The 24,456-nt window shown below is 62.0% G+C and carries 20 protein-coding genes; 8 read left to right on the top strand and 12 right to left on the bottom strand.

The window, feature by feature from the left end:
- Positions 1-169: 169 nt before the first annotated feature.
- The 5 genes from AC0L2K_RS03045 to AC0L2K_RS03025 form a co-directional block, all read right to left on the bottom strand.
- Positions 170-1,201: a substrate-binding domain-containing protein gene (locus AC0L2K_RS03045; RefSeq protein ID WP_027156384.1), complete on the bottom strand. Its 1,032-nt coding sequence runs from the start codon at positions 1,199-1,201 to the stop codon at positions 170-172.
- Between the two features lie 422 nt (positions 1,202-1,623).
- Positions 1,624-2,718 carry a LacI family DNA-binding transcriptional regulator gene (locus AC0L2K_RS03040; RefSeq protein ID WP_287374676.1) on the bottom strand — a complete coding sequence of 365 codons (1,095 nt, stop codon included), beginning with the start codon at positions 2,716-2,718 and terminating at the stop codon, positions 1,624-1,626.
- 110 nt (positions 2,719-2,828) lie between these two features.
- Positions 2,829-4,346, bottom strand: a complete 1,518-nt coding sequence (locus AC0L2K_RS03035) for an amino acid ABC transporter permease/ATP-binding protein (protein ID WP_473530582.1) — start codon at positions 4,344-4,346, stop codon at positions 2,829-2,831.
- 75 nt (positions 4,347-4,421) lie between these two features.
- Positions 4,422-5,258, bottom strand: a complete 837-nt coding sequence (locus tag AC0L2K_RS03030) for an ABC transporter substrate-binding protein (RefSeq protein WP_287244877.1) — start codon at positions 5,256-5,258, stop codon at positions 4,422-4,424.
- 161 nt (positions 5,259-5,419) lie between these two features.
- Complete coding sequence (locus AC0L2K_RS03025; protein ID WP_287374682.1) at positions 5,420-6,286, bottom strand: PfkB family carbohydrate kinase; 867 nt, start codon at positions 6,284-6,286, stop codon at positions 5,420-5,422.
- Between the two features lie 101 nt (positions 6,287-6,387).
- Here AC0L2K_RS03025 and AC0L2K_RS03020 point away from each other — a divergent pair, with 101 nt between their 5' ends.
- From AC0L2K_RS03020 to AC0L2K_RS02990, 7 genes are all read left to right on the top strand, one after another.
- On the top strand, positions 6,388-7,389 hold the full coding sequence (locus tag AC0L2K_RS03020; RefSeq protein WP_287374685.1) for an SIS domain-containing protein: 1,002 nt from the start codon (positions 6,388-6,390) through the stop codon (positions 7,387-7,389).
- Between the two features lie 60 nt (positions 7,390-7,449).
- On the top strand, positions 7,450-8,577 hold the full coding sequence (locus AC0L2K_RS03015) for an NAD(P)/FAD-dependent oxidoreductase (RefSeq protein WP_473522479.1): 1,128 nt from the start codon (positions 7,450-7,452) through the stop codon (positions 8,575-8,577).
- 231 nt (positions 8,578-8,808) lie between these two features.
- Positions 8,809-10,575 carry an IucA/IucC family protein gene (locus AC0L2K_RS03010; protein ID WP_473530581.1) on the top strand — a complete coding sequence of 589 codons (1,767 nt, stop codon included), beginning with the start codon at positions 8,809-8,811 and terminating at the stop codon, positions 10,573-10,575.
- Positions 10,559-12,268 carry an IucA/IucC family protein gene (locus AC0L2K_RS03005; RefSeq protein ID WP_473522481.1) on the top strand — a complete coding sequence of 570 codons (1,710 nt, stop codon included), beginning with the start codon at positions 10,559-10,561 and terminating at the stop codon, positions 12,266-12,268. The genes AC0L2K_RS03010 and AC0L2K_RS03005 overlap by 17 nt, the downstream gene beginning before the upstream one ends.
- 12 nt (positions 12,269-12,280) lie before the next feature.
- Positions 12,281-13,552 carry an AMP-binding protein gene (locus tag AC0L2K_RS03000; protein ID WP_473530580.1) on the top strand — a complete coding sequence of 424 codons (1,272 nt, stop codon included), beginning with the start codon at positions 12,281-12,283 and terminating at the stop codon, positions 13,550-13,552.
- Positions 13,552-14,895: a DUF6005 family protein gene (locus tag AC0L2K_RS02995; protein WP_473530579.1), complete on the top strand. Its 1,344-nt coding sequence runs from the start codon at positions 13,552-13,554 to the stop codon at positions 14,893-14,895. Before AC0L2K_RS03000 ends, AC0L2K_RS02995 begins: the two co-directional genes overlap by 1 nt.
- Positions 14,892-15,737 carry a sugar phosphate isomerase/epimerase family protein gene (locus tag AC0L2K_RS02990; RefSeq protein ID WP_287172681.1) on the top strand — a complete coding sequence of 282 codons (846 nt, stop codon included), beginning with the start codon at positions 14,892-14,894 and terminating at the stop codon, positions 15,735-15,737. The genes AC0L2K_RS02995 and AC0L2K_RS02990 overlap by 4 nt, the downstream gene beginning before the upstream one ends.
- A gap of 141 nt (positions 15,738-15,878) precedes the next feature.
- Here AC0L2K_RS02990 and AC0L2K_RS02985 read toward each other — a convergent pair whose 3' ends face one another.
- The 6 genes from AC0L2K_RS02985 to AC0L2K_RS02960 all read right to left on the bottom strand — a co-directional run bounded on the left by AC0L2K_RS02985 (position 15,879) and on the right by AC0L2K_RS02960 (position 22,048).
- Positions 15,879-17,966 (bottom strand): TonB-dependent receptor domain-containing protein, encoded by a 2,088-nt coding sequence (locus AC0L2K_RS02985; RefSeq protein WP_473530578.1) that lies wholly within the window; start codon positions 17,964-17,966, stop codon positions 15,879-15,881.
- Between the two features lie 167 nt (positions 17,967-18,133).
- Positions 18,134-18,892: an iron ABC transporter ATP-binding protein gene (locus AC0L2K_RS02980; RefSeq protein ID WP_473530577.1), complete on the bottom strand. Its 759-nt coding sequence runs from the start codon at positions 18,890-18,892 to the stop codon at positions 18,134-18,136.
- Positions 18,889-19,863: an iron chelate uptake ABC transporter family permease subunit gene (locus AC0L2K_RS02975; protein WP_287358134.1), complete on the bottom strand. Its 975-nt coding sequence runs from the start codon at positions 19,861-19,863 to the stop codon at positions 18,889-18,891. Before AC0L2K_RS02975 ends, AC0L2K_RS02980 begins: the two co-directional genes overlap by 4 nt.
- On the bottom strand, positions 19,856-20,836 hold the full coding sequence (locus AC0L2K_RS02970) for an ABC transporter permease (RefSeq protein WP_473530576.1): 981 nt from the start codon (positions 20,834-20,836) through the stop codon (positions 19,856-19,858). Before AC0L2K_RS02970 ends, AC0L2K_RS02975 begins: the two co-directional genes overlap by 8 nt.
- The gene (locus AC0L2K_RS02965; RefSeq protein ID WP_473530575.1) at positions 20,833-21,735 is read right to left on the bottom strand and encodes a siderophore ABC transporter substrate-binding protein; all 903 of its coding nucleotides are present in this window, start codon (positions 21,733-21,735) and stop codon (positions 20,833-20,835) included. The genes AC0L2K_RS02970 and AC0L2K_RS02965 overlap by 4 nt, the downstream gene beginning before the upstream one ends.
- Positions 21,736-21,763: 28 nt before the next feature.
- On the bottom strand, positions 21,764-22,048 hold the full coding sequence (locus AC0L2K_RS02960; RefSeq protein ID WP_473530574.1) for a DUF2218 domain-containing protein: 285 nt from the start codon (positions 22,046-22,048) through the stop codon (positions 21,764-21,766).
- A 161-nt stretch (positions 22,049-22,209) separates the two neighbouring features.
- Here AC0L2K_RS02960 and AC0L2K_RS02955 point away from each other — a divergent pair, with 161 nt between their 5' ends.
- Positions 22,210-23,919: an ABC transporter ATP-binding protein gene (locus AC0L2K_RS02955; protein ID WP_473530573.1), complete on the top strand. Its 1,710-nt coding sequence runs from the start codon at positions 22,210-22,212 to the stop codon at positions 23,917-23,919.
- A 196-nt stretch (positions 23,920-24,115) separates the two neighbouring features.
- Here the strand turns inward: AC0L2K_RS02955 and AC0L2K_RS02950 are convergent, their stop codons facing one another.
- Positions 24,116-24,385 (bottom strand): hypothetical protein, encoded by a 270-nt coding sequence (locus AC0L2K_RS02950; RefSeq protein WP_023799715.1) that lies wholly within the window; start codon positions 24,383-24,385, stop codon positions 24,116-24,118.
- Positions 24,386-24,456: the final 71 nt, after the last annotated feature.

Below are 24,456 nucleotides of genomic sequence, written 5' to 3'. Positions count from 1 at the left end.
TGTTTGCGCCCCCCACTCCTTTCGCTCGCGCCCGTCTATCGCCCCGGGGGGGGCCCCCCCCCCCCCCCCCCCCCCTTTTTTTTTTTTTTTTTTTGGGGGGGGGGGGGGGGGCCCCCCCCCCCCCCCCGTCCGGTCGAGCATTCCGAAGGAGCTCCGAGAGCGGCGGGCCTTATTCCTCGATGCCCTTGGTGCCGCGCCGCTTGAGGTAGGCGTCCCAATAGAAATCGTCGGCATTTTCCGCGGTGACGATGGAAAAGCCGTTGTCGACGAAGGGCACGCTCATGCCGTTGAAGCCCGACCGCCGGGCGTCGTTCATCGGATCGATCAGTTCAGGATGCTTGGCCAGCCACAGCAGCATGAACCCCATATAGCCCTGCATGCCCTGGTTCGGGTTGACTGAGCCAAAGATTTCGCCGGCCTTGATCATGTCGAGGATCTTGGCGTTGACGTCGGCCAGCATGACCCGGATCTTGCCGCCGCCTTCCTTGGCGGCCTGAGCTGCGCCGATTGCCGAGTTGGCTTCCGGCATGAACACCGCGCCCAGATCGGGATGCGCCTGAGCAAGGCTGAGCACGGCCTGATAGGCCTTCGTCGCATCCTGGTTCGACGCAGCGCGGCCGACGAGCTTCATATCCGGCCATTTGGCTTCCATGCGGGCGATGAAGGCGGCAATGCGCTTGTCGTGATTGTCCTGTCCGGGGTTTTCGAGCACCGCGTATTCGCCCTTGCCGTCCATCGCCTTGGCGACTGCATCGGCAGCATAGGTGCCTTCGGCGACGTTGTCGGAGGTGATGTAGGATACTCGTTTGGAGTTGGGCGAGTCTGCGGCGAATGTGACTACTGCCGTTCCCTGCTCAATGGCCCGATTGATTGGCTCGATGAAGGGATCGGAGTTCATCGGATGGACCAGGATGCCAGCCGGCTTCTGAGCCAGCGCCTGGTCGAACGTCGCTATTTGCTTGTTCACGTCGTATTCGGGGGTCCCGGTATATTCGGTCTCGCAGCCGAACTGTTTTCCAGCCTGCTTGAACATCTCGTAGACCGGGAACCAATATTCGACGCCGGAAACCATGACGTTCATGACGTATTTTTCACCCGGCTCGCACTTGAACGGGTTAGCGGCCTGGGCAGCGGCGTGGCTTGCCCCCAACACTGTGGTGGCGGCTGCCGAAATGGCGAGCATGCTCAAAAACTTGCGCAAGAGTCCTCCCTCGGCCGAAGCCTGGTCAATTGGGCGGTCGGACACTTGCGTGCCGCCGCTTGTGGTTGATGAGGCCGAACCTCCTCCCGAGGCCCAGCGGTTGATCATTCGCAGCAGTTGGCTCGAGTGTCAATAAAATTCACATACAGAAATATATTTCACAACTGCTCGTGCACCCGCCCGGCCGAGACGACAAGCGCCGGCATCGCAGCGGCTGTCCTCGTTCACGAGGACCGGCGCCGAAGCCGTTAGGGTCGCCAGTGTTGGTGAATGAACCGCCAGGCAAGCTCAGGTCAGCGGTTTCAACTGACCTGGCGATGCTTTCCTGAATGACCTACGACCGTTGTAGGTCAAGGCAGGCAGGGATTGAATGTCAGGGACGGGCCTTCTTCCCCTCTCAGGGGACTTCAGATCGTCCAGCCTTAGACATGCACGGCAATCGAATTGCGCTCCACCAAGCGGGCCGCCAGGACACGGTGCTCGAAAGGTAAGGTGGCCTCCGCCAGCCTCTTCAAGAGAAGCTCCGCCGCCGCCGCTCCGATCAAATGGGCGGGTTGCGCGATGGCTGTGATACCTTGTGCCACGAACTGCATCCAGTCGAGATCGTCGAAGCAAAGCAGCGAAACGTCTCCTGGAATCGCAAGCTTCAGTGCGGAAGTCGCCTCCAGAACGCCTGTCGACATCACACCGTCGGCAGTGAATAGGGCGGACGGCGCATTGCGCATCGTCAGCAGATCGAGCGCCTCTTTGCGGGCCGCCTCGCTGGAATAGACCGTCACGCGGCGGATCAACGGCAGATCCGGCTCGATTCCTGCGGCACGATGGGCTTCCAGATAACCCAACAGCCGTTGCCAGCTTGGATGGTGGTAGCGAACCTCGGCGCTGGAGAGGTCAGCGTTCGCGACAAACGAGCCGACATCATCGCGCTGGCCCGGACCTAGTTCGGCCAGTATGCCGATGCGGCTGTGTCCGGCCTCAATCATTGCAGCGATGCTGCTGCGCGTTGCAGACACGTTGTCGACCACCACGGTATCGGTTTCCAGGCCCGCCACGATGCGGTCGAACTGCACCACGGGACAGCGGGCCGCGACTGCCTCACGAAGATGATCCGGCTGATCCGCGAAGGTCGACGAGACGATCAAACCGTCGACCTGTTTTTCCAGCAGCAGTTGCACTGCCTCTCGCTCGAGTTCGGCATTTTCGTCACTATTCGTAACGATAACCCCGAAGCCGCCACGGCGCGCGACATCCCCTATTCCACGCAAGACGCTCGCGTAGAATGGGCTTTCGATGTCGCCGACCACAACTCCGATAGTCTGCGTCTTACCGGTGATCAGACCTTTTGCCAGGCGATTGGGGCGATAGCCCAGCGCTGTTGCGGCGGCGCGCACCTTCTCCTGAACCTCGGGGCTGCTGTAGCCATAGTCGCCAAGCACACGCCCCGCCGTGGCGGAACTGACCCCGGCCCGGCGAGCAACCTCTATGATGGTTGCGTTTTTCGACGATCTTTGAACCACTCAGCAAGCCCCGCCGCCCATTCGTGCGTCGTAACGACGAGCTAGTGGCAGTTAGGCCCGCCCCGCAAGCCCGAAAACAGCAGCACTCGCCGTTGCACACACTATTGCAATCAGAGCACCTCAGACAGAAAGCGCCGAAGACGTGGGCCCTGCGGATTGTCGAAAAGGTCCGCTGGTCGCCCTGCCTCGACAATCCGTCCCTCGTCCATGAATACGAGCTGGTTTGCAACCTTGCGAGCGAAGTTCATCTCGTGCGTAACGACGACCATCGTCATCCCGCCCCGTCCGAGGTCGGCCATCAAATTCAGGACACCCTTCACCAATTCCGGATCGAGGGCGCTGGTGACTTCGTCGAACAGCATAATTTCGGGTTCGAGGGCCAGGGCTCGCGCGATGGCCACCCGCTGCTGCTGTCCGCCCGAAAGATTTGCCGGCCGATGGTCTTTTCGCTCCAAAAGTCCGACTTCATGCAGCCTCGCCAAGGCCGCGCGCTCAGCCTCCTCGCGTGACATGCCTTTTACCTTGCGCAGCGCCAGGGTGATGTTGGCGAGCGCACTGCGGTCGGGGAACAAGTTGAATTGCTGGAAAACCATGCCGACACGCCGCCGAAGCTGGTCAGGGGTCTGGCTGTAGATGCTTTCGCCATCGAGCAGGATGTCCCCGGCTCGACACTCGACGAGGCGGTTGAGGCAACGCAGCAAGGTCGACTTGCCTGAGCCGGATGGGCCGATCAGGCAGGTGACCGTCCCGGGCTCCACTTTCAGACTGACGTCATGGAGCACCTGGACGGCGCCGTAGGCCATGTCGATATTCTTGACCTCGATGCTGCCACCCTTGAAGCGTGCGGGCGACTTCGCTGCGCCCGGCAAACCTGCGTCAGCCAGCTCGGCGACTTCCTTGAGGCCGCTCTGCACGCCGCTGATACGCTTGCCGACGCGCATGCGCGCGTCGATGTAGTTGACGAGGTGGGTTAGCGGCACCGTGATCACGAGATAGAACACGCCGGCCAGCAAGAGTGGTGACAAATTGCCGGTCAGCACGGCCTGGTCTTGGCCGACACGGAACAGTTCGCGTTCGGAGGCGAGCAGGCCAAGGAAATAGACCAGGCTGGAGTCTTTGACGTTGCCGATGAACTGGTTGACCAGTGCCGGCAGGACGCGGCGGATGCCTTGCGGGATCACCACCAGGCGCATGCCTTGGCCATACGTCATTCCGAGAGTGCGGGTGGCGTCGATCTGACCACGCTCGACGCTCTGAATGCCGGCCCGGAAAATTTCTCCGATGTAGGCGCCGGCAATGAGGCTGAGTGCCAGAATGCCCAGCGGATAAGGCGATGGACCGAACAGATCGCGGCCCAACCGCGCGAAGCCCTGGCCAATGATTAGAATAGTCACAATGGCGGGAAGCCCACGAAAGATATCGGTGTAGATCCGTGCGAGGAGTTTCAGCGGCCGGTTTTCCGAAATCCCCATCACGGCGAGGACGATACCGATCAGCGTCCCGAAAAACGTCGAGGCGACGGCAAGGATCAGGGTGTTCTTGAGGCCGACCATCACCATGTTTGGCAGAACGTCTGCCATCGCCTGGAAATCAAGGAAGCTGCGGGAGAAGGTATCGAACCAGCTCATATCAGGTCCATCTATAACTCGGCCGGGCACCGTTGCTCACGGGCCCGGCCGGAAACACAGCAAAGTCGCTCGAACTCACTTCTTGGGCAGATATTGATCCGGCATCGGGGTGCCCGCGAACCATTTTTCGTGCAGCCGCTTCCAGGTGCCATCATCCATGGCCTCGCGCAGCGCCTTGTTCAGTGCCTCGCGGAAGTTATCGTTGCCTTTCTTGACGACGAACCCGGCTGGCGCATCGAAGGACGGTACGTTCATTGTTATCTTCAGGTTCTTGTAGCGTTCTACATACTGCTTGGCCGACTCATAGTCGGTGAAATGGCCATCGATCGTCCCGTTGTTCAGCGCCGCCACTGCGGTGTTGTTATCGGGGAACTTGACGATGTCGCCCTTCAGATTCTTCTCGGCATAGATTTCCTGCAGCGTCCCCTGGATGACGCCGATGCGCTTTCCGGCGGTGCTCTCATTGCTCGTCAGAGCCGGATCGGCCGAAATGATCGACAGATAGCCGGCGATATATCCGTCGCTAAAATCCACGGTCTTCTTGCGCTCCGCAGTCGTGCCAATCGCGGCGACAGCGACGTCGAAGCGGCCGTTGGCGACGGATGGCAGCAGCGCCGAGAATTCCTGGCCGGTGAAAACAATCTGCTCCTCCTTGAACCCGAGCCGGCGCGCCACGTCGCGGAAGAGTTCAGCATCGAAGCCGGTGAAGTTTCCATTGGCGTCGGTGAAGACGTAGGGCTTCGCATCGCCCATCGTTCCGACGCTGATCGCCATCGGGTCGATTAGATTGTAGGGGTTGTCGCTCGCCTTTGCCTGCGTGGACCAGGCCAATGTGCCAAATCCTGTCACCAACGCGACGGTCAGCGCCAGACCGCATTTCACCAGGTGGCGCCTGCTCGAATTTGTTTGCATGTCTTCTCCTCTTAATCGGCCGAACCCGGCCTTGCGGTTCCACTCGACGTCTGATCCATCAAAAATGCTCTTAGGCGGCGTTTCGTTGAGCGGATGAGAACGTTATCACTTCCCCTAGCATTATCCGTTCCTTGCGTCAATTGTTTCGGAGAATTTCGCAGCTAGACAGCTTTCCCGGGTGGAGCGTGCCGAGCCCCGCTAAGGATCTCGGGCGTCATGTTCCCGATATCTATTGCTGACGCATGGCCGATCGCGCCGTAGTACTGGCAGGTTGCAGCCGCCGCCTCTGCGGCATGGCGGAGAATGTCCTGAGGCGCCTCTTCGTTAAGCAGGCCGAGTAGCGTTCGGGCGATGAAGGTGTCGCCCGCGCCCAAGGTGTCGACGGGTTCGACCAGCCGCGCCGGAGTGTGGTAGGAGACAGAGTCTCTGTGAAGCACCGCGCCGGCTCGACCGCGAGTCACCAAAACCCACTTTGAACCACATGCAAGCAGCTCGGATACGACTGCGGCCAATTCCTTGTCGTCGAGACCATCCCCTGAGACGGAAGCCAGATAGCAAAAAGGTCCAATCTTGCGCCGGTGCTCCGGTTCCCGTCGCGTAGAAAAATCATAAGATAATAGAGAGTTACCTGACACTGAGGCAATCCAAGGGTCTAATCCGCTGGACTGGCCGATATGCACGGCCTGAAAGCCTGAGAGAAAATCCAGATCTTCATGCGTCGGCGTGAACATCGAAACACCGAGGTCGAAATCCAGGAAAATCCGATCGGCGTTGTGGTGACCTATGAGGCAGTAAGCGGTCGGCCCTTCGAGGCGCCGCAATCGGGTGATGTCAACGCGCTCCGACGCCAGTGCGGTGCAGATCAGGTCCCCGGCCCGGTCTTTTCCGATCGCTCCAACATAGGCCGACTGCCCGCCGAAGCGGCTCAGGTGGACTGCAACATTGAGGCAGTTTCCGCCAGGATACATCTCGCCGCGATCAAGGTAGCAATCGACCACGTTATCGCCCATCGCGGCAATCTTGACCATTGCAGGACTTTCAGCTTATAGGATGTGATAACGTTCGCACAATGACTGCTACCTGTCAATTGCGCGCCGACCCCAACTCTGTCAGCGAGACGAGGATGCTCATGATTTCCGCCCTGCCTGCCGACGTAGAACGCGCTCTGAACGCCACCGCGGGCAGGCAGTTTTCGCACCTCTTTCTCGTGGCGTGCGGCGGCTCGCTCTCGATCATGATGGCAGGCAAATACTTCCTCGACCGCCACAATGGGACATTCGCCTGTGACAGCTACAACGCGGATGAATTCGTCTGCCGAGATCCGCGGCGGTTGGGACCTGACACGCTCGTTGTCCTTTGCTCGCAGACAGGAACCACCAAGGAGACAGTGCGGGCGGCCAATCATGCCAGGACGCGAGGCGCAACGACAATCGGCATGACGCTCGACCAGACATCGCCCCTCGCGCGGGCGGTCGACCACCCGATTGCCTACCAGGCTTCGTACACGACGGGCAAAGCAATCGATGCAGCCTACAGCAATTACGGCGTGCTCTACATGCTGCTCGCCGGTTTGATCGATGCTCGGGAGGATGGCGGGCTAACCGGTGACCTGCTGATCTCCCTGGGCCATCTTCAACCGGCCATCGAGCGCGCGCACTGGGCCTACGCAGACCGGTTCGAGGCGTTTGCCCCTCGCTTCGCACCTCGAGAGGCAATCTACACACTAGCCAGCGGTGCCAGCTACGGTGCGGCCTATTCCTACGCCATCTGCGTGCTCATGGAAATGCAGTGGTACGACTCGCAGGCAATACACGCGAACGAGTTCTTTCATGGCCCATTCGAAGTCGTGGATAAGGATGCTTGCTTCATTGTCTTGCTGGGTTTGGATGAGACGCGGAGCCTTTCCGAACGCGCCCGCGATTTCCTTATCGAGTACGGCAGCCGGGAAAACATCCTGGTGCTCGATGGAGCCGAACTCGACCTCAGCGGTATGTCCGAACACATCAAACCCTATCTCGTGCCTTTGGTCTTCTTCGACACTCTATGGCGTTTTGCCTACAAGCTGGCCGGTTTGCGCGATCGGCCAATGCTCGAGGGCCGGCGCTACATGAAGAAGCTGTCGGACTACTAGTCCCGCGGCGCGTGTGGCGATCTCACACTCAGCCCATCTTCCGCGTAGAAGGATTTCTCTATGACTGCATCCCCTAAGCCGCGTCATGTCGTCGTTGTCGGCGCAGGCATCTTTGGCACATCGACCGCGCTGCACCTCGCCCGCCTTGGCCTTGATGTGACCATTGTCAACGACGGCGCGCCGTCCAATGGTGCATCCGGCCGTTCACTTTCCTGGCTGAACTCAGCGCGACGCGCGGACACTGCCTATCACCGCTTGAGGCTTGCAGGCATCGATCGTTATCGGACCCTGGCCGCTACAAGGCCGGAAGCCGCATCGTGGCTTCGCTTTGACGGCGGCCTCACCTGGGATGCAGATGACGAGGCGAACCAGATCGCGTCGATGTGGCAGTTGGAGCAGGATATTGGTTATGACTCGCTTCTGCTCGACCCTGCCGAAGTTGGCGCAGTGACGCCCGGCATCGATGCCAACGCGATCGCCCCGCAGGGCGCCATCTTCAATCCTGGCGAAGGTTGGGTCGACCTGCCGTCTTTGATCGATCGGCTGCTCAATGAATTCCGCTCCCGCGGCGGCAAGCTTGTTCAGGACGCTGGACGCGTGCGGATAGTTGCCACAGGCGGTCGCGCACGTGGCGTCATCACTGCTGGCGGTACGCCGGTCGAGGCGGATGCAGTCGTCCTTGCCGTAGGGCCAGCGACGCCTTGCATGCTTGCGGAGATCGGAGTCCATGTCCCCGACGCCACCCCGATTTCACTTCTCTTGAAGACCAAACCGATCAAGACCGACCTCCGTGCCGTGCTGAATACGCCGCGTGTTGCGGTGCGCCCGACGCCGGATGGCGCACTTGTTTTGGATTCGGCATGGTCGGAGGAAGAAGTCATGGTCAACTCAGACGGCACTTACACCGTGCACGACAAAACCGTAAAGGGACTGCTCGACGAAGCTACCGCGGTGCTCGACGGCAATCCGCGGCTCCAACTCGCAACCTACGCCGTTGGCCCGAAGCCTATCCCCGGCGATGGCGAGCCGGTGCTTGGCTCCGTCGAGACCGTCGCCGACCTTCACGTCGCTTTTAGCCACAGCGGCGCCACGCTTGGACTGATCGTCGGCGAATTGCTGGCCAAAGAAATCGCCTCCGGCAATCCGCATCCCATGCTTGCAACCTTCCGCGCCAACCGTTTCGGCTAAAAGGGCAATCGCGGCCGAGATCGAACTGTCCAGATGAGCCGCGGTGGCATTGCCCAGATGACCGCCTTCGGAGGTTGATCCGCGAAGCTGACTAGGATAACATGACAATCGTAGTTTAGTTTTAGCCGCGGCCGCAGCAAGGCTGGCCCTTCACGCGCGGCGCCATCAAAACCTTTGAAACTCAGCACAGAGCGCCTGCCCGGCGTCTGTGCGACATGGCGTCCGCAACGAATGATCGACAATCAGATTGCAGCAGAACAGGCAACGTTTCGAGCCTTCGCAAACAGCTATTTGCGTGAGCTGAATTCCGGGATTCCGGTGTTCCACCGCATCGGAGAACGGAACTTCGATTGCGTGGAGATTTCCCTGCCGTCGCGGCATGCCGTGCTGCGCATCGAAATGAAATCCCGATCGCTTTGCGGAATGCACCTGTTTGGACAGATCTGGATTCGTCAGGATGCAGGTCCGAACTGGCACGAGATAGAACCGATCCTGGCCGTGCATCTACTTGTGTTGGGAGCCAGAGAAGCCGGATCGGCCACGCACCGACAAGCCGATCTGGAGCTCCTCGAACGGATTCTTCAGAGCTGTCAGGCGACGAAGCGTTACCTCGATGCCGCCGATCGGGCGCCGCCACCGATCGGCTTTATAGCCGCGGAACAATCCCTGTATTTTGGACATCCGCTGCATCCGACGCCCAAGAGCCTGCAGGGCATGTCGAACTGGCAGCAGGATGTCTATGCCCCCGAATTGCGCGGCGGTTTCCAGCTGGCCTATTTCGCCGCCGCTGCCGACCTCGCCCGCGAGGATTCCGCCGGCATCGCGGTGACCGCGATCGTCAGCTCACTGCTGGGGAATGACGCCGGCAAGGTCGCCGCAGGTAACGGCGAGATGCTCCTGCCCATGCATCCGCTTCAGGCGCAAGCGTTGATGCTCGACCCGGCGGTGCGCGCGCTCATGGATTCAGGGCAGATCCGGTATCTCGGCCCGGCAGGGCCGGTGTTCACGGCGACTTCTTCGGTGCGCACGGTTTACAGCGATGATGCCGCCTGGATGCCGAAATTCTCGCTGCCCGTCCGCATCACCAACTCGAAGCGCGTCAACAGGCGGCACGAGCTGGAGGCGGGCGTTGCGGTGGCGCGCCTGTTCGAGCGCGCCGGGATCGACATGTTCGAGCCGCGCCTCGGCTTTCTCCACGACAGCGCATACGTGACGCTGGATTTTTCCGGGCAGGCCGAGAGCGGTTTCGAAGTCATCTTCCGCGAAAACCCGTTCCGGGGCCGCGCCGACCACCCGGTGATCACCGTTTCGGCACTGACGGCCGAACCACGTCTCGGGCACAGCTCATTGTTCGAAACCGTCGTCCGGCGCGTCGCGCAGGATCATGATATCTCGGTGCGGCAGGCGTGCCGTCGCTGGTTCGAATGCTATCTCGACTGTGCGCTCGATCCGCTGGTCAAACTCTACGATCGGTTCGGCGTCGCGCTGGAAGCGCATCAGCAAAACAGCTTGCTTGACCTGTCGCAGCAGGGGCTGCCCAGCCGATACCTCTATCGCGACAGCCAGGGGTTCTACCTCTCGAACAGCTTCAGGGCCCGGTGGTATGGCCTGATGCCCGACATTGTCCAGATCCGCAGTCTTTTCTTCGACGACCGTGAGATTCGCGAGCGGCTCTCCTACTACCTCATCGTCAATCAGATCTTCTCGGTCGTCGCTCGCGCCGGGCATGACGGCCTGGCAAGCGAGGCCGAACTGCTCGCCATGCTGCGTGCGCGGCTCAAGAAGCTGGCGCAAGAGTTCACTGGCGCGGGCGGGGAATTCGCGACCAGCCTGCTGGACAAGCCGCACATCACCGCGAAGGCCAACCTGGCAATCCGACTGCAGGATGTCGATGAGCTGGCCGAGGGCGGCAGCGCCGTCTACACGCATTTTCCCAATCCACTCAGCCGTGTCGGGCTATTTGTCGCCGCGGAGCAGGCACATGCCATTGCCTCTTGATCTCCACGGCATCCCCGAGCTGCGTGTGATGCGCCAGCTCGCGGAAGCCCTGGTCTATGAGGGCCTGGTCGATTGCGCGGTGTCGCGAGACGGCGGGAAAGCCCGCTTCGAATGGCGCTGCGGCGGCGCCTCGATACGCTGCGAGGGATCGATCGGCGCCTTCGGCCGGGTCAGGGTTGTCGCCGAAACGATCGAGCGGGGCTGCGCCGGCCAATGGCGCCCGGCGACGCTCGGCGATCTCCTTGCGAGCATAGACACCTGCCCCGAACGGCGCGCGCAACTCACGTCCGAACTGGATCGGACGCTCGATTTCAGCGCCTGGAACCAGCTCAATCTCCGGCCCAGACCGCGCCGCGATCTGCCATTTGCGCAACTCGACAGCGCGATCGATGAGGGTCATCCCTATCATCCGTGTTTCAAGGCGCGCACCGGCTTCGACTACGCCGACCACGCGGCGTACGGCCCGGAAGCAGGCAACGCCTTCCAACTGGCCTGGCTGGCGGTCGCGCCCGAACGTCTGCACTCGGCGTTTCCCACGGACGAGCAGGCTTTCTGGATGCACGAACTCGGCACCGAAACCTACGCGCTGCTGGACGAGCGCCGTGCCCGGCTCGGCGACAATGCAAGGCGGTTTGGCCTGATGCCGCTGCATCCCTGGCAATGGAAAGCGTTACAGGGCTCGGAGCTGTCGCGCTGGCTGGCGGAGGGCTCCGCCGGTTTCCTCGGCCATGCCGGCGATCGCTATAGCGCCAGCCAATCCGTGCGGACGCTGTTCAATCGCGATCACCCGCGACGCGCCAATCTCAAACTGCCGATGAATCTCGTCAACTCGTCGGCCAGGCGCATCATCGAGCCGCATTCGGTGTGCAGCGCGCCGTCGATCAGCCGCTGGCTCAAGGACATTGTCGCCAGCGATACGCTGTTCGAGGCGCGCTATCCGCTCACGATCCTGGCCGAATATGCCGGCACGATCGCAGATCGGGAAGGACCGCTGGCAGGACAGATCGCCGCGATCTGGCGGGAGGACGTTACGAGCAGCCTCCAGCCCGGCGAAACCGCGGTGCCGCTCAACGCGCTGATGGCCTTGGAGAGTGACGGCCAGCCGTTCGTCGCGGACTGGGTCGAGCAGTACGGGCTGGACGCCTGGCTCGACAGGCTTGTGGCTACGGTGGTGATGCCGGTGTTTCACCTGCTCGTCGGCCATGGCATCGCGACGGAAGCGCATGGCCAGAACTTGATCCTGATCCATCGCGATGGCTTGCCCGTGAGGCTGGCGATGCGCGACTTCCACGACAGCGTCGAATATGCGCCGGGCTTCCTGCGCGATCCCTCCATTGTTCCCGACTTCCTCGCCTTGAACCCCGCCTATCGTGACGCCGCGCCCAACCAGTACTACTGGATGGAGAGCGCCGATTTGCTCGGCGAGCTCTGCCTGGACGCGCTGTTCGTTTACAACCTCGCCGAGATCTCGCATCTGCTGCGGCATTGTTACGGCCTCGACGAAGACAGCTTCTGGTCAGGCGTCGGCAGGCAGTTGCAGGACCATTGCCGGCAGTTCGGACTGACACACCGGCAGGCCGCGCTTGGCCTTTTCCAGCCACGCATCCGCACGGAATCGCTGCTGCGACGCAAGCTCGCGCCACCGGGCACCGAATGCGCTCACGAAATCCCAAACAGCCTTGCAGTCGCGTAAGGAGACAGAAAAATGATCACCATCAACGACACGGTCTTTGATCGAACCTATTTCCGCGACGCGGCGGATCGCATTGCGGCCGCGGTGCAACTCGACAAGCGCGCAGGCGACCGTTTTGCGGTCTGTTTCTCCGAGGCGCAGGATTGGCTGGCGTTCTTCTTTGCCGCGCGCGCGGCCGGCGCCAGCGTGCTGCCGCTGCATCCCTCGACGCCATATGCCGCCGCGCGCCGGCAGGCGGAGACGGCGAAGTGCAACTGGCTTTTCTACAACCGGCTGGATGGCGAGCCGATCTGCGAGGAGCGCGCCAGCGAAGCTGGACAGCTGCTGCAGATGAGTTCTGGCACGACCGGCGAGCCGAAATGCATCGCGCGCGCCTGGAGCGACATAGACGACGAGATCGACAGCTACACCTCGGCGTTTGTCGAGCCACAGGACATGACCCCGTTGATCGCCGGCCCAACCACCCATTCATATGGCTTGATCTGCGGCGTAATGGTGGCGCTGAAGCGCGGCCAGTCGCCCGCCATACTGGACACCGGGAACCCAAAATTCCTGCTGCGCAAGCTGCGCGAAACGGAGCGCCCCTATCTGATCTCGTCGCCAGCCATCCTTCACACGCTTGCCAGGCTTTTGCCGGCCGGCGAGCAGATCCACGCAACGATGACATCCGGCACCCTCTTGCCCGACCCCTGGTTCGGGCAGATCAGGGCCAAGTCCAGGCACATGTTCCAGCAGTACGGGTGCTCGGAAGCCGGCTGCATCGCGATCAACCCTGATGTGCAGTCGGCTAATGAAATCGGCTCTGTGCTGCCGCGCTTCGCGTTGCGCGACGCCGGCACGGCCATTGAGCCGAAGGAAATTGCCGTCGAGCGCAAAGGCGTGGTCGTCGAGACCCGCGACCTGGGCTACCGCCGCGACGACGGCATGCTGGTCTTCCTGTCGCGTCTCGACGACCTGATCAACGTCTCGGGCCTCAACGTCTATCCGAAGGAAGTCGAGGACGTGGTCATGACGTTCGCCGGCATTGGCGACGCGGTCGTGTTCCGCAAGCAGGATGCGTTCGCGGGCGAGCGCGTCGCGCTTCTGTTCAGCGCCGAACATGCGGTCGACCGGTCGCAGCTTCGGCAATGGTGCGCCGAGCGGCTTGCAGCACACCAGATGCCAACCGAGATCGTCCAGGTGGAGCGGATCCCGCGCCAAGCGAACGGCAAGATCAGCCGGCGCGACGTGGCTGTGCGCTACGGCACGGGCGAATTCGCGCCGGTACGGACGGAGGCAGCCTGATGACCTACGATCAAATACTCGACGCGATCGGAACGATCCTGCGCGACAAGCTCGACAACCAGCACATGGATAGCTTCGCGCCGCAAGCCAGGCTGAACGAGGATCTGTATCTCGATTCCGTGCTCATTCTCGAGATCATGCTGGCGCTTGAACTCGACCACGGTGTCGCGCTTCCCGAGGAGGTGATCAGCCGTCAGGATATGGACACGGTGGACGATCTGGCGCGGCTGTTCGTCAACGTCTCGGAACCGAATGGAACACTTGTTAAGCCGGCGAAGGAACTTGTTCTCGCTCGCGCCGAAAGAGAGGCGGTTGAGCGGATCGGCGTGCATGGCGAGGACTTCGTCGACATCAAGGTCCATTGCTTCGTCAGCAATGTCTGCCACGCGGTGAAGCAAAGGCAGCTTGATCATCGACCTTTCTTCTTCGGCGTCTGGGATGCGGGTTTCGCCGTCGATAAAAGCTGGCGGCTGGCGTATCACGCGCCTGAAATCAACCACGACTTCTTCCGCGATTGGTTCGAGCGCCTGTACGGCGCCAAGGTCCGCCAATGGTATCGGCCGGACGCAGCCAAGGTAGAGAACCTGGCGACGATGCTGGAGCTTCTGGATCGCAAGAAGCAGAGCGAGTACCTGATGGTCATGCTCGATCTCTTCCACCTGCCGGAGCGCGAGAACAAGTTCAACCAGAACCCGTTCCCGCACTATCTGATGTTGGAACACACCGAGGATCCGGCGGTGTGGATGGTCCTCGATCCGGATTTCCGCTGGGAAGGCAGGATCGAGAAGCAGAAAGTCATCAATGCGATCATGCAGCCGACGGTTGCCGGCGGCTTCATCTTCGACGCTGCCCACATCAGGAAACCGTCCGCCGTCGATCTGCGCGACTATTTCCTTGCCTGTTTCCATGAAGACGACAATCTGCTGACGCGCGCAACGCGCGAACTCGTTCGGGCGCACTTGGAAGGCCGCGACGGCCTGAAACTGGCCGAGTTGTCGATGGCGCTGCGCGAGCTGCCGGTCATATCGATCCGCAAATACGCGCTGGAGCATGGCTTCGCCTTTTTCTGGCGATCGCTGCAGCTTTCCAACGCCGGATTCGACACGATCTGCGACGACATCGAATCTCTGATCCAGGAATTCAAGGCGCTTCACTACGCCATCATGAAAATCAGCCAGACAGGCGACGAAGCCCTGGCGTCGCGGGTGTTCGAAAAACTCGACATGCTCGACGCGATGGAGCGCTCGCTGAAGCGCCGCCTTGCCCAAATCTATCGGGCGTGGTGCGACACGCGCGGCCTCCTGCACGCGCCGCGCCACGATGTCGAAGACGCCGTCGCATGAGGCTGTCGCTCTGCACGATCACCTTCCGCCATCACCTGCTGTCGCTGGAGGACATCGCGCGATGGGCGGCGGCGAACGATTTCCAGGGTATCGAGCTCTGGGGCGCACACGCGCGCAACATGCAGCATATAACCGAGCGCAACGCCGACTGGATGGCGGCGTTCGGCCTTTCGGTGCCGATGCTCAGCGACTATCTGCCTCTCGATGAGGATCTGGCGTCGCTGCGTCACGCCACGTCGAACCTCTGCCGCCTGGCCGGCCGCTGGGGCGCCCGCAAGGTGCGCACGTTCGCCGGCAAGTCGGCAAGCCGGGACACCTCGCCCGAAGCGCGCTGGCGACTGTCGGCGCGGCTCAAGGACGCCTGCATGATGGCGCAGGACCAGGGCTGCCAGCTACTGGTGGAGACACATCCGGGAACGCTTGCCGATACGCTGTCGTCGACGCAGCGCCTGCTCGAGGAGGTCGACCATCCGGCGCTGGGCATCAATTTCGACACCTTGCACGTCTGGGAAGGCGGCGCCGATCCGGTCGCCGCGCATCGCGCCCTGTTGCCGCATATCCGGCACTATCATCTGAAAAATGTCCGCTCGCGTGCCGACCTCGCCGTCTTCGAGCCGGCAAACGTCTATGCCGCGGCCGGAAAGCGGACGGGCATGACCGCGCTTTTCGACGGCGCGGTGGACTATCTGCAATTCCTCGACGAATTGTTCGAGCGCGAGGAGGTGGACGCCTCACTGGAATGGTTCGGCGGCGACTGCTTCAACATACTCGCCAACGACGCCCGCAACATGCGCCTGCTACGGGCGGACCGCGAAGCACCGGTTCGCGCCGGCGTCGCTTGAGCATCGACAGCGCCGCGCGTCCTTATGGATGCCGAAAGGGCGCTGTAGCACTTTGGCGCACAATCCGTTCCGAAGGCGCCAACGCAGACATCGTTTTTGCAGCCGGCTGGGCGATTGCCGAGGCCGGCGTTTTGCCAGGGATCAGAAGCGCGCGGTGGCGCTCAGCCGGAACGAGCGGCCGGGATCAAAGTGCGGCGCCACCCCGTCGAAATCCTGCCCGTAGGCCGCGCGGTCGGTATAGGCCTCGTCAAAAATGTTGAGCGCGTCGGCGCGCAGCGTGAAGTTCGGCTTCGAAGGCGGCGTCCACTCGACATAGGCATTCACCACCTCATAGCCCGGCAGTTCCTTCTTCTCGCTTGCCGGGTCGGTTGGATGCCGCACCAGGGTCCTGTCGGTCTTCAAGGCGATTTCGATGTCGCCACCGACTTTGACGCCCCAATCGTCGAATGTGTAGCCGGCGCCGATCATCACGATCTGGCCGAGAGGCGTCGTCAAATAGCGGCCGATCTCGGTATCGGCCGGCTTGCCGTCGACGTCGGCATTGATGTCGGCATATTTCACACTGACAAAGCTGGCCTCCCAATCATAGCGGCCGCCGATTTCCCAGCCCTTGGAAACGAGATCGAGCGTTCGAATCGATGTCACCTCCGGGACCGGCGCGCCACGTCCGAACACCGGCAGGCGCGCGTCGTTGATGTCGGTGCGAAACACGTTCGCTTCGAAGGTGAAGCCGTTGTAGCGCGCCTCCAGGCCGGCCGTATAGTTGTTTGACGTCACCGGTTCCGGGCCGTCGCCATAGGTCCACAGCGGGTTCTGCAGATAGTTTTCCGCCAACGGAACGCCGCCCCAAACATGCGAGGTCCCAGCCTTTACCGTCAGGAACTCTGGCATAAGGTCATACTCACCCGAAATGTTGCCGCTGATGCCGGCGTTGTTCCAGTCCGAGTCGTCGACGCCGGTGAACCATTGGTGATCGGCGCGCCCGCCGAACGAAATCCTGGTGCGGTCGAAGGGCTCCAGGCGCGCCTGGGCATAGGCGCCGATATTGGTGGCGCGCTCGTCCGTGAAGAACGGCTCGATCGGGTTGAGATAGTCCAGGTCGGCCCTGTCGTTGTAGAAATCGAAGCCGGCAGTGACGCTGCCGATGTCGAGCGCGAAACGGTTCTCCACTTTGCCGTTGAAGCTGCTGGTCGCGCCTTCCGTCGGCGAAACAACGTCGACGAAATATTCAGGTGCCGCGATCTGCGTTTTGCTATAGGCGAGCACGATCTTGGGGTCCCACCAGCCTTCCGGCGATGTATCCGTATAGGTAAAGACCGTGTTCTGGCGGCGCAGATCGTAGTTCCGCAATTCGGGTTCCCGGCCCGGCCGATTGATATAGACATTGGCGCGATAGGGGCGCAGCGCGTCGTCGCGGACCTGCTCGTGGCTGAGCTCGAAGCGATGGCCATCGACGCTCTCGTAGGCGATCTTGGCCAACCCGCTGATCAGATCGGTGCCAGTCCCCGGCATCTCCTGGCCGTTGCCGGCGGTGAAGTTGCCGCCACGGCCGTAGTTGATGTAGCCGAGATACTCGAACCCGTCCTGCCGGCCGAAGCCGCTCACGCCGGTGGTGAACGTCTCGCTGTTGGTGTCCCATATGCCGGTGACGAAACCGCCAAAATTGCGGCCGGGTTCGAGCAGGTCGACCGCATCCTTGGTCTCGAAACCAAGCGAGCCCGCGAGTGCGCCCGGACCGGCGTCGGCCGGCGCGACGCCAGCCTGTACCGACGCTGCCTTTAGAAGTGCCGGGTCGAGCAGATAGGTGCCGTTGTGGTGGAACACCTTGTTGTTCTGTCGCGACCCGTCGACGGTCACCGCCAGATTGTTCTCATCGACGCCGTTGACGTAGATCTTCTGCGTGCTGGGGATCGCGCCGCCGACGGCGATCTGCGGCTCACCGGAGAACACCTCCCTCAAATCCTGCGGTTTCTTGCGGTCGATCTCCTGCTGGTCGATGGTGATCAGGTTGGCGCCGGCCGTCGCGTTGGCGCCCGCCCCCACGTCGACGACGAGAATGGTGTCGAGCTGCGTGCCCCCGGCGGGAGCCTGGGCTTCTTCATTTTCTTCGGTCGTGCTCGCCCCGGCTTCCGCTTCCGGGGCGGGGGCAGACTGCGCCAGCGCTTCGGGACACAAGAAAATGGACATCGCGGTGCTGACGGACAGCGCTCGCAACAGATCTGATGACATCGGCTAAATCCCCTCGAATACGGTAGCCCCGGCTGGCGCGAACCGCGCCTGTTGGGACTGCCTTAACCCATCGGTTGCGCTGCGGCAATAAACTTGATAGTAAAAATCCAGTTATGCAAGCCATTGTATCTGCTGCGCTCTTCGAGCGGTGCAGCCGCGGAGCTTACTCAAGCGTGGTGCAGGACGGTCAGCCGACCGCCGATGTTTTCGACCTGCATCGAGAAGCCAAAAATGCTCTCCAGTATATCGGGCCGGATGATGTCGCCGGTTTCGCCCGATGCGATAACGGCGCCGTCCTTCATCGCGACGATACGGTCGGCGTACGAGGCTGCATGATTGATGTCGTGGAGCACGATGAGCACCGTCTTGCCGTGCTCGTCGGCGATGCGTCTCAGAGTCCGCATGAGGTTTCTTGCATGAAACATGTCGAGGTTATTCAGCGGCTCGTCGAGAAGGATGTAATCCGTCCCCTGGCAGAAGGTCATGGCGACGAGGGCGCGCTGCCGTTGCCCGCCTGACAAGGTGTCGATAAAGCGCAGCGCCAGGTCGCTGAGATCGAACTGTTCGAGCGACGCCGCGATGATTTCGCGGTCTTTCGCGGTCAGCCGCCCGCGGTTGTGCGGGAAACGACCGAACCCCACCAGTTCGGCGACACGCAGGCGGCTTGCGACGCCGGGATCCTGTCGCAGGATGGCCATGATCCTGGCCAACTGCCGGCTCGGCGTCGTATCGACCGGCAGCCCGTCGACGGTGATGCGGCCGCTTTGCAGGGGCCGCAGGCGGGCGATCAACGACAACAGGCTGGACTTGCCGGCGCCATTCGGTCCGACAAGCGCCGTGACGCCGCCCTTCGGCACGGTCAGGCTGACATTATCGAGAATCCGGCTGCCGCCAAGAGCCAGGGAGACGCCTGCAATCTCGATCATCGCCGCCCCCCGGCAAACAGAATGGCGAGGAACACGATGCCGCCGACAAACTCCACGACGATGCCGAGGCTGCCTTCCCCGCCCAGAGCATGCTGGAGGACCGTCTGGCCGCCGACGAGCACGATTGTCGCCGTGAGCGCGGCTGCCGGCAGAAGGATGGCGTGCCGGTTGGTGCCGACGATGCGCTCAGCGAGCGAAACCACCAGCAGCCCCAGAAACGCCATCGGTCCAACCAGCGCCGTCGACGCCGACACGAGCGCGGCGACAACAACCAGCAGCCCGGCAGCCGTGCCGCGCCACGCCAAGCCGAGCCCAATGGCTGTGTCGGTGCCCAGCGCGAGCACATCGAGAACATGTCGCGCCCGCCAGGCGATGGCGACACCCGCCACGGTGATCACGCCGGCCAACAGCAGCAGATCGGGTTCCACCGCATTGAAGCTGGCGAAGACCGTACCCTGCAGTACGGCGAAATCGTTCGGATCCAGCAGCCGCGCCAGCAACGTCGTCAGCGATCGGAACAGCACGCCCAGCACAACCCCGGTCAGCAGCATCAGCGTCAGGTCGAAACGCCGGCGAAGCATCGGCAGGAACAGCGCCAGCGCGAGGCTGGTCATCGCCGTGAAATTGCCGAAGAAGTGCAGGCGGGGATCGATGCCGGCAAAGCCGAAACCGCTCAGCGCAAAAACCAGCGCGGTCTGGCAAAAGACGTATAGCGCATCCAGGCCCATGATCGATGGCGTGATGATGCGGTTGGCGCAAACGGTCTGAAACACGACCGTCGAAACCGCCACCGCCACGCCGACCAGAACCATCGCCGCCAGCCGCACGGCACGCAGTTCGACCACGAAGGCGAGATTGCCACGCAGGCCGATCGTCATGAAGGCTACGCCGACCAGCACTGCGACCGCCGCCATCATCGCGAGGCGGCCCTCGTGCCGCAGCAGGGCGCGTTGCATCACGACTTCAGTCATTGCTGCTTCGGCCAAGCAGCAGGACTAGGAACAGTACCGCCCCGACGACGCCGAGGATCGTGCCGACCGGAACCTCGTAAGGGAAACGGATGAGCCTGCCCATGATATCGCAGGCAAGCACCAGCGCCGCGCCACCGCCGGCGACCCATGGCAAGGTGTGGCGCAGGTTTTCGCCGGCGAAGCGCGATACGATGTTGGGCGCGACAAGGCCGACGAACGGGATCGTACCGACGACGACCACGGTCAGCGCGGTGATGGCCGAGACGATGACCAGGCCGAGCCGAAGCATAGCGGCATAATTCAGGCCGAGCCCTATGCTGACGTCCCTGCCCAGCGAAAGCATCGTCAGGCGGTCGGCCGTCCACCAGGCCAATACGACCAGTGCGCCCGCAACCCACAACAGTTCATAGCGCCCGCGCAGGATGCCGGAAAACTCCCCCGTCATCCACACTTCGAGATACTGCAGAAGGTCCAGGTGCCAAGCGGCAAAGATCGCGGCGGCGCCAATGACGCCGCCATAGACCAATCCGAACAGCGGAACGAGAAAAGGTTGTGTCGGCGGCAACCTATGCGCGAGCATGAGGAAAACGGATGTCCCGGCGAGAGCGGTCACCGCCGCGCCGGCTGCCTTCCATCCAAGCGATGCATCGGGCCAAACCAGCGTCACCACCAGTATGCCGAGTGCCGCGGATTGCGCGGTTCCAGCCGTCGAAGGCTCGACGAAACGGTTGCGGGCAAGCGTCTGCATCACAAGCCCTGCGATGGCCAGGGCGCTGCCGGCCAGAAGTGCCGCCAACGTCCTCGGCAAGCGGCTGATCATGATCAGCCGCAAGGCTTCCGGATCGGAGGCCAGACTGCCTATGGCAAGCTCTCCGACCCCGACGAACAGACTGGCCACAAACAGCGCCAGCAGGGTTGCGGCGCCGATTGCCTGATAGGCGAAGCCTTGAGAGCCAAGCGATCCGGCGGTCATTGGGTCCGCGAGAAAGCGTCTCGAATGGTCTCAAGCACGCGCTTCGTCGACTGGACGCCGCCTGCAGCGATGTAGAAATCGGCAGCCGGCATGTAGACCACCTGCCCTTTCTTCCAGGCCGTGGTTTCGGCCACCAGTTCGTTGTCGAGCGTCGCTTTGGCGTTCTGCTCCCCCGAGCCGATCGCCGCGGCGCGATCGAGCACGATAAGCCAGTCCGGATTGGCGTCGCGGAGGAACTCGAAGGAGATCGCTTCGCCGTGGGTCGCGGCCTCGACATCCTCGACCGCCGGCGTGAGCTCGAGCGCCGAATGCAGCCAACCGAAGCGGGACTCCTTGCCGTAGGCGGCCACCTTCGGGCCGCTGGTCATCAGGATCAGTGCCGTGCCCTTGCCCTTGACGGCGGCACGTGTGGACGAAAGCGCCTCATCGAGTTCCGAAGCAAGCGCCGCCGCCTCGGCCGGCTTGCCGACGAGAGCGCCGTAGGCCGTCAGGCGCTGCTTCGCCTGCGCGAACAGATCATCGCCATTCATCGTCATATCGATGCTCTGCGCAATCTGGCTGGTCGCCGCCAGTTGCGGCGAGGAGCGCCCGCCGACAATGATCAGGTCCGGCGCCAGCGCGCTCAGCGCCTCCAGATCGGGCTCGAAGATGGTGCCGACGATTTCCGCGCCGTCCTTCAACCCGGCGAGTTCGGGCACATAGAGCTTATCGGGCAAGCCGGCGATCTTCACGCCCAGGCTGTTCAACGTATCGACCGCCGCAATGTCGAACACCGCGAGCGTTTGCGGCGTCTTGCCGACCGTTACCGGGCCGTTCGCGGTCTCGATCTCGGTTGCGAACGCCTGAACGAGGAAAAGCGCCAATGCCGGCAAGGCCAGGACCGACTTGAGCCATCTCATGAGCATGCTCCGTAGCGAAGACGACGCTTCAATCGCGCCAGGCCAGCGGCTGGAGATTTTCGCGGAAGGCGAACCGGACGAGATGCGATTCTATGACCTGCTTGGTCTCGGTCAATGCGGTGGTGTCGGCCGCTTCCACCACTATGTCCAGCCGTTCGAGACCGGCATTCATGGTAGCCGTGCCGCAGGAGAACCGGCACTGCCCATGCCCATCGCCATAGGCGACCTCGACCTTGTGCGCGAAATGCTTGCAAAGCTGCTGGAGATATTTGCCCGCATTCGGCGTTTCGCAGCGCGTGATCGCAGTCAGCATGGAGACCTCATAATATGATGTTTACACTCCACTTATCGTAAGCTATCCGTTCGGACAAGTCGGCGCCGCTGAGCAGTCGCCGCAAGAAATGCCTTTAACGACAGCCCTCGCATAGCCATGCTTCCTGGCAGGCCAGACCTTCGAACAGAAAAAGCGTCCCCATGCTGCGCAGATTTTTCGCCTACTACCGCCCCTGGAGAGGTCTGTTCATCCTGGATTTCTGCTGCGCGGTTCTGTCTGGCCTGCTGGAACTCGGGTTTCCGATGGCCGTCAAGCTGTTTGTCGACGAGCTATTGCCGACTCAGCAGTGGCTGCTGATCCTTGCTGCGTCGGCCGGCCTGCTTGCCATCTACGTCGTGAACACCGGACTGATGGCGGTCGTGGTCTATTGGGGCCATATGCTCGGTATCAACATCGAGACCGAGATGCGCCGGAAGAGCTTCGATCACCTGCAGAAGCTCTCGTTCCGCTTCTATGACAATCACAAGACCGGTCACCTCATCGCCCGGGTCACCAAGGACCTGGAGGAAATCGGCGAGGTTGCCCATCATGGCCCGGAAGACCTGTTCATCGCGATCATGACGTTCATCGGCGCCTTCGCGCTGATGTTCCTGGTCAATCCGCAGCTTGCGCTGATTACGGCGGCAATTGTGCCGCTGGTCGCCTGGGTGACAAGCCGCTATGGCGCGCGCATGACGCGCAACTGGCAGGCGCTTTACGGGCGGGTCGGCGATTTCAACGTTCGCATCGAGGAGAATGTCGGCGGCATGCGGGTGGTGCAGGCTTTCGCCAACGAAGACCACGAGCGCAACCTGTTCGCGCGCGACAACGCCAGCTACCGCAAAACCAAGCTCGATGCCTATCGCATCATGGCCGCAAGCACGTCGCTGAGCTACATGAGCATGCGGTTGATCCAACTGGTGGTGATGATCGCCGGAAGCTACCTCGTGCTGCGTGGCGAACTTTCCAGTGGCGGCTTCGTTGGCTTCCTGCTCCTGGTCAATGTGTTCTTCCGGCCGATCGACAAGATCAATTCGGTGATTGAAACCTATCCGAAAGGCATCGCCGGATTTCGCCGCTATGCAGCCCTCCTCGACACTGAACCGGACATCGCGGATCGGCCGGGCGCAATTGACGCACCGACGCTCCGGGGTGACATCAGCTACCGGGACGTCAGCTTCGGCTATAGCGGCGAACGGCCGGTTTTGAAGAACATCAATCTCGACATCGCAGCAGGACAGACCATCGCCTTCGTCGGGCCATCCGGCGCCGGCAAGACGACCCTGTGCTCGCTGCTGCCGCGTTTTTACGAGGTCGACAGCGGGTCCATCACCATCGACGGTCTGGATATTCGCGATATGACGCTGGCTTCGTTGCGCGGCCAGATCGGTATCGTCCAGCAGGACGTGTTCCTGTTCGGCGGCACGATCCGCGAGAACATCGCCTATGGCCGGCTGGACGCGGTCGAGAGCGAGATCGTCGAGGCAGCGCGCCGCGCGCGCCTCGACGAACTCATCGCCTCGCTGCCGGAAGGCCTCGATACGATCATCGGCGAGCGCGGCGTAAAACTTTCGGGCGGTCAGAAGCAGCGCCTGGCAATCGCGCGCATGTTCCTGAAGAACCCGACCATCCTCATCCTGGACGAGGCGACGTCGGCACTCGACACGCAGACCGAGCGGGAGATCCAGCAGTCGCTGGCAGAGCTTGCGCAGGGCCGAACGACGCTGGTGATCGCGCACCGGCTGGCGACGATCCGCAATGCCGATCGCATCGTGGTGGTCGCCGATACAGGCATCGTCGAACAAGGTCCGCATGATGAACTGGTGGCGCGTGGCGGTGCTTACTCACGACTGGGCGCGGCTTCAGATTAAATGAGATGCCGCTCGCAAAGCTCGGGCCGAGGAGAGTTCTCCTGAAACGCACCCGATCGGGCTGCGCAACCAAGGCCGCTCCAGCCTACGCTACGAGATCGAAAAGGATCTTCCCTCCGCTGGGCGTGAGGTGATTCCAAGCGGCGGGCGAGCCCGCCGCATGGAACTCGAATCCCGACCGTGTGGCCGAACGCTGTTATCGGCTCCCCCACATCCCCTGTCCGTAACCCGGTGCGGGCTTATCGAAGATCGATTTTCCTGCCGAGGTCGGTGCGCTGTCGGTCGTGTCGACACTCGCTGTGCCGCTCGGGTCGAGCGCGTAGCCGTTGTCGGACACCATCGAATGGTCACCGGTCTTCGGATAGAAGGAGCCATGGCTGTAGTCGGAGCCATAGTGGTCGCTGCCGGCAAAAGCCATGCCGGAGGCAAACAGCAAGGTGGCAGTGGCAAGAACGATCTTGAGCATTTCAATTCTCCATTTTTGAGGGTTAGCGTTTGGCCTCAACGCGCCGTGCCCCGCACCGCATCGATGAGGCC

The sequence above is a fragment of the Mesorhizobium sp. WSM4817 genome (assembly GCF_055811135.1).
This window is presented reverse-complemented; position numbering and strand designations above follow the sequence as displayed.

Excerpts from the sequence above, each read along its gene's own strand:
- AC0L2K_RS03035 (WP_473530582.1), bottom strand. The coding sequence starts at position 4,346 with ATGAGCTGGTTCGATACCTTCTCCCGCAGCTTCCTTGATTTCCAGGCG.
- AC0L2K_RS03030 (WP_287244877.1), bottom strand. The coding sequence starts at position 5,258 with ATGCAAACAAATTCGAGCAGGCGCCACCTGGTGAAATGCGGTCTGGCG.
- AC0L2K_RS03025 (WP_287374682.1), bottom strand. The coding sequence starts at position 6,286 with ATGGTCAAGATTGCCGCGATGGGCGATAACGTGGTCGATTGCTACCTT.
- AC0L2K_RS03020 (WP_287374685.1), top strand. The coding sequence starts at position 6,388 with ATGATTTCCGCCCTGCCTGCCGACGTAGAACGCGCTCTGAACGCCACC.
- AC0L2K_RS03015 (WP_473522479.1), top strand. The coding sequence starts at position 7,450 with ATGACTGCATCCCCTAAGCCGCGTCATGTCGTCGTTGTCGGCGCAGGC.
- AC0L2K_RS03010 (WP_473530581.1), top strand. The coding sequence starts at position 8,809 with ATGATCGACAATCAGATTGCAGCAGAACAGGCAACGTTTCGAGCCTTC.
- AC0L2K_RS03005 (WP_473522481.1), top strand. The coding sequence starts at position 10,559 with ATGCCATTGCCTCTTGATCTCCACGGCATCCCCGAGCTGCGTGTGATG.
- AC0L2K_RS03000 (WP_473530580.1), top strand. The coding sequence starts at position 12,281 with ATGATCACCATCAACGACACGGTCTTTGATCGAACCTATTTCCGCGAC.
- AC0L2K_RS02995 (WP_473530579.1), top strand. The coding sequence starts at position 13,552 with ATGACCTACGATCAAATACTCGACGCGATCGGAACGATCCTGCGCGAC.
- AC0L2K_RS02990 (WP_287172681.1), top strand. The coding sequence starts at position 14,892 with ATGAGGCTGTCGCTCTGCACGATCACCTTCCGCCATCACCTGCTGTCG.
- AC0L2K_RS02985 (WP_473530578.1), bottom strand. The coding sequence starts at position 17,966 with ATGTCATCAGATCTGTTGCGAGCGCTGTCCGTCAGCACCGCGATGTCC.
- AC0L2K_RS02980 (WP_473530577.1), bottom strand. The coding sequence starts at position 18,892 with ATGATCGAGATTGCAGGCGTCTCCCTGGCTCTTGGCGGCAGCCGGATT.
- AC0L2K_RS02975 (WP_287358134.1), bottom strand. The coding sequence starts at position 19,863 with ATGACTGAAGTCGTGATGCAACGCGCCCTGCTGCGGCACGAGGGCCGC.
- AC0L2K_RS02970 (WP_473530576.1), bottom strand. The coding sequence starts at position 20,836 with ATGACCGCCGGATCGCTTGGCTCTCAAGGCTTCGCCTATCAGGCAATC.
- AC0L2K_RS02965 (WP_473530575.1), bottom strand. The coding sequence starts at position 21,735 with ATGAGATGGCTCAAGTCGGTCCTGGCCTTGCCGGCATTGGCGCTTTTC.
- AC0L2K_RS02960 (WP_473530574.1), bottom strand. The coding sequence starts at position 22,048 with ATGCTGACTGCGATCACGCGCTGCGAAACGCCGAATGCGGGCAAATAT.
- AC0L2K_RS02955 (WP_473530573.1), top strand. The coding sequence starts at position 22,210 with ATGCTGCGCAGATTTTTCGCCTACTACCGCCCCTGGAGAGGTCTGTTC.
- AC0L2K_RS02950 (WP_023799715.1), bottom strand. The coding sequence starts at position 24,385 with ATGCTCAAGATCGTTCTTGCCACTGCCACCTTGCTGTTTGCCTCCGGC.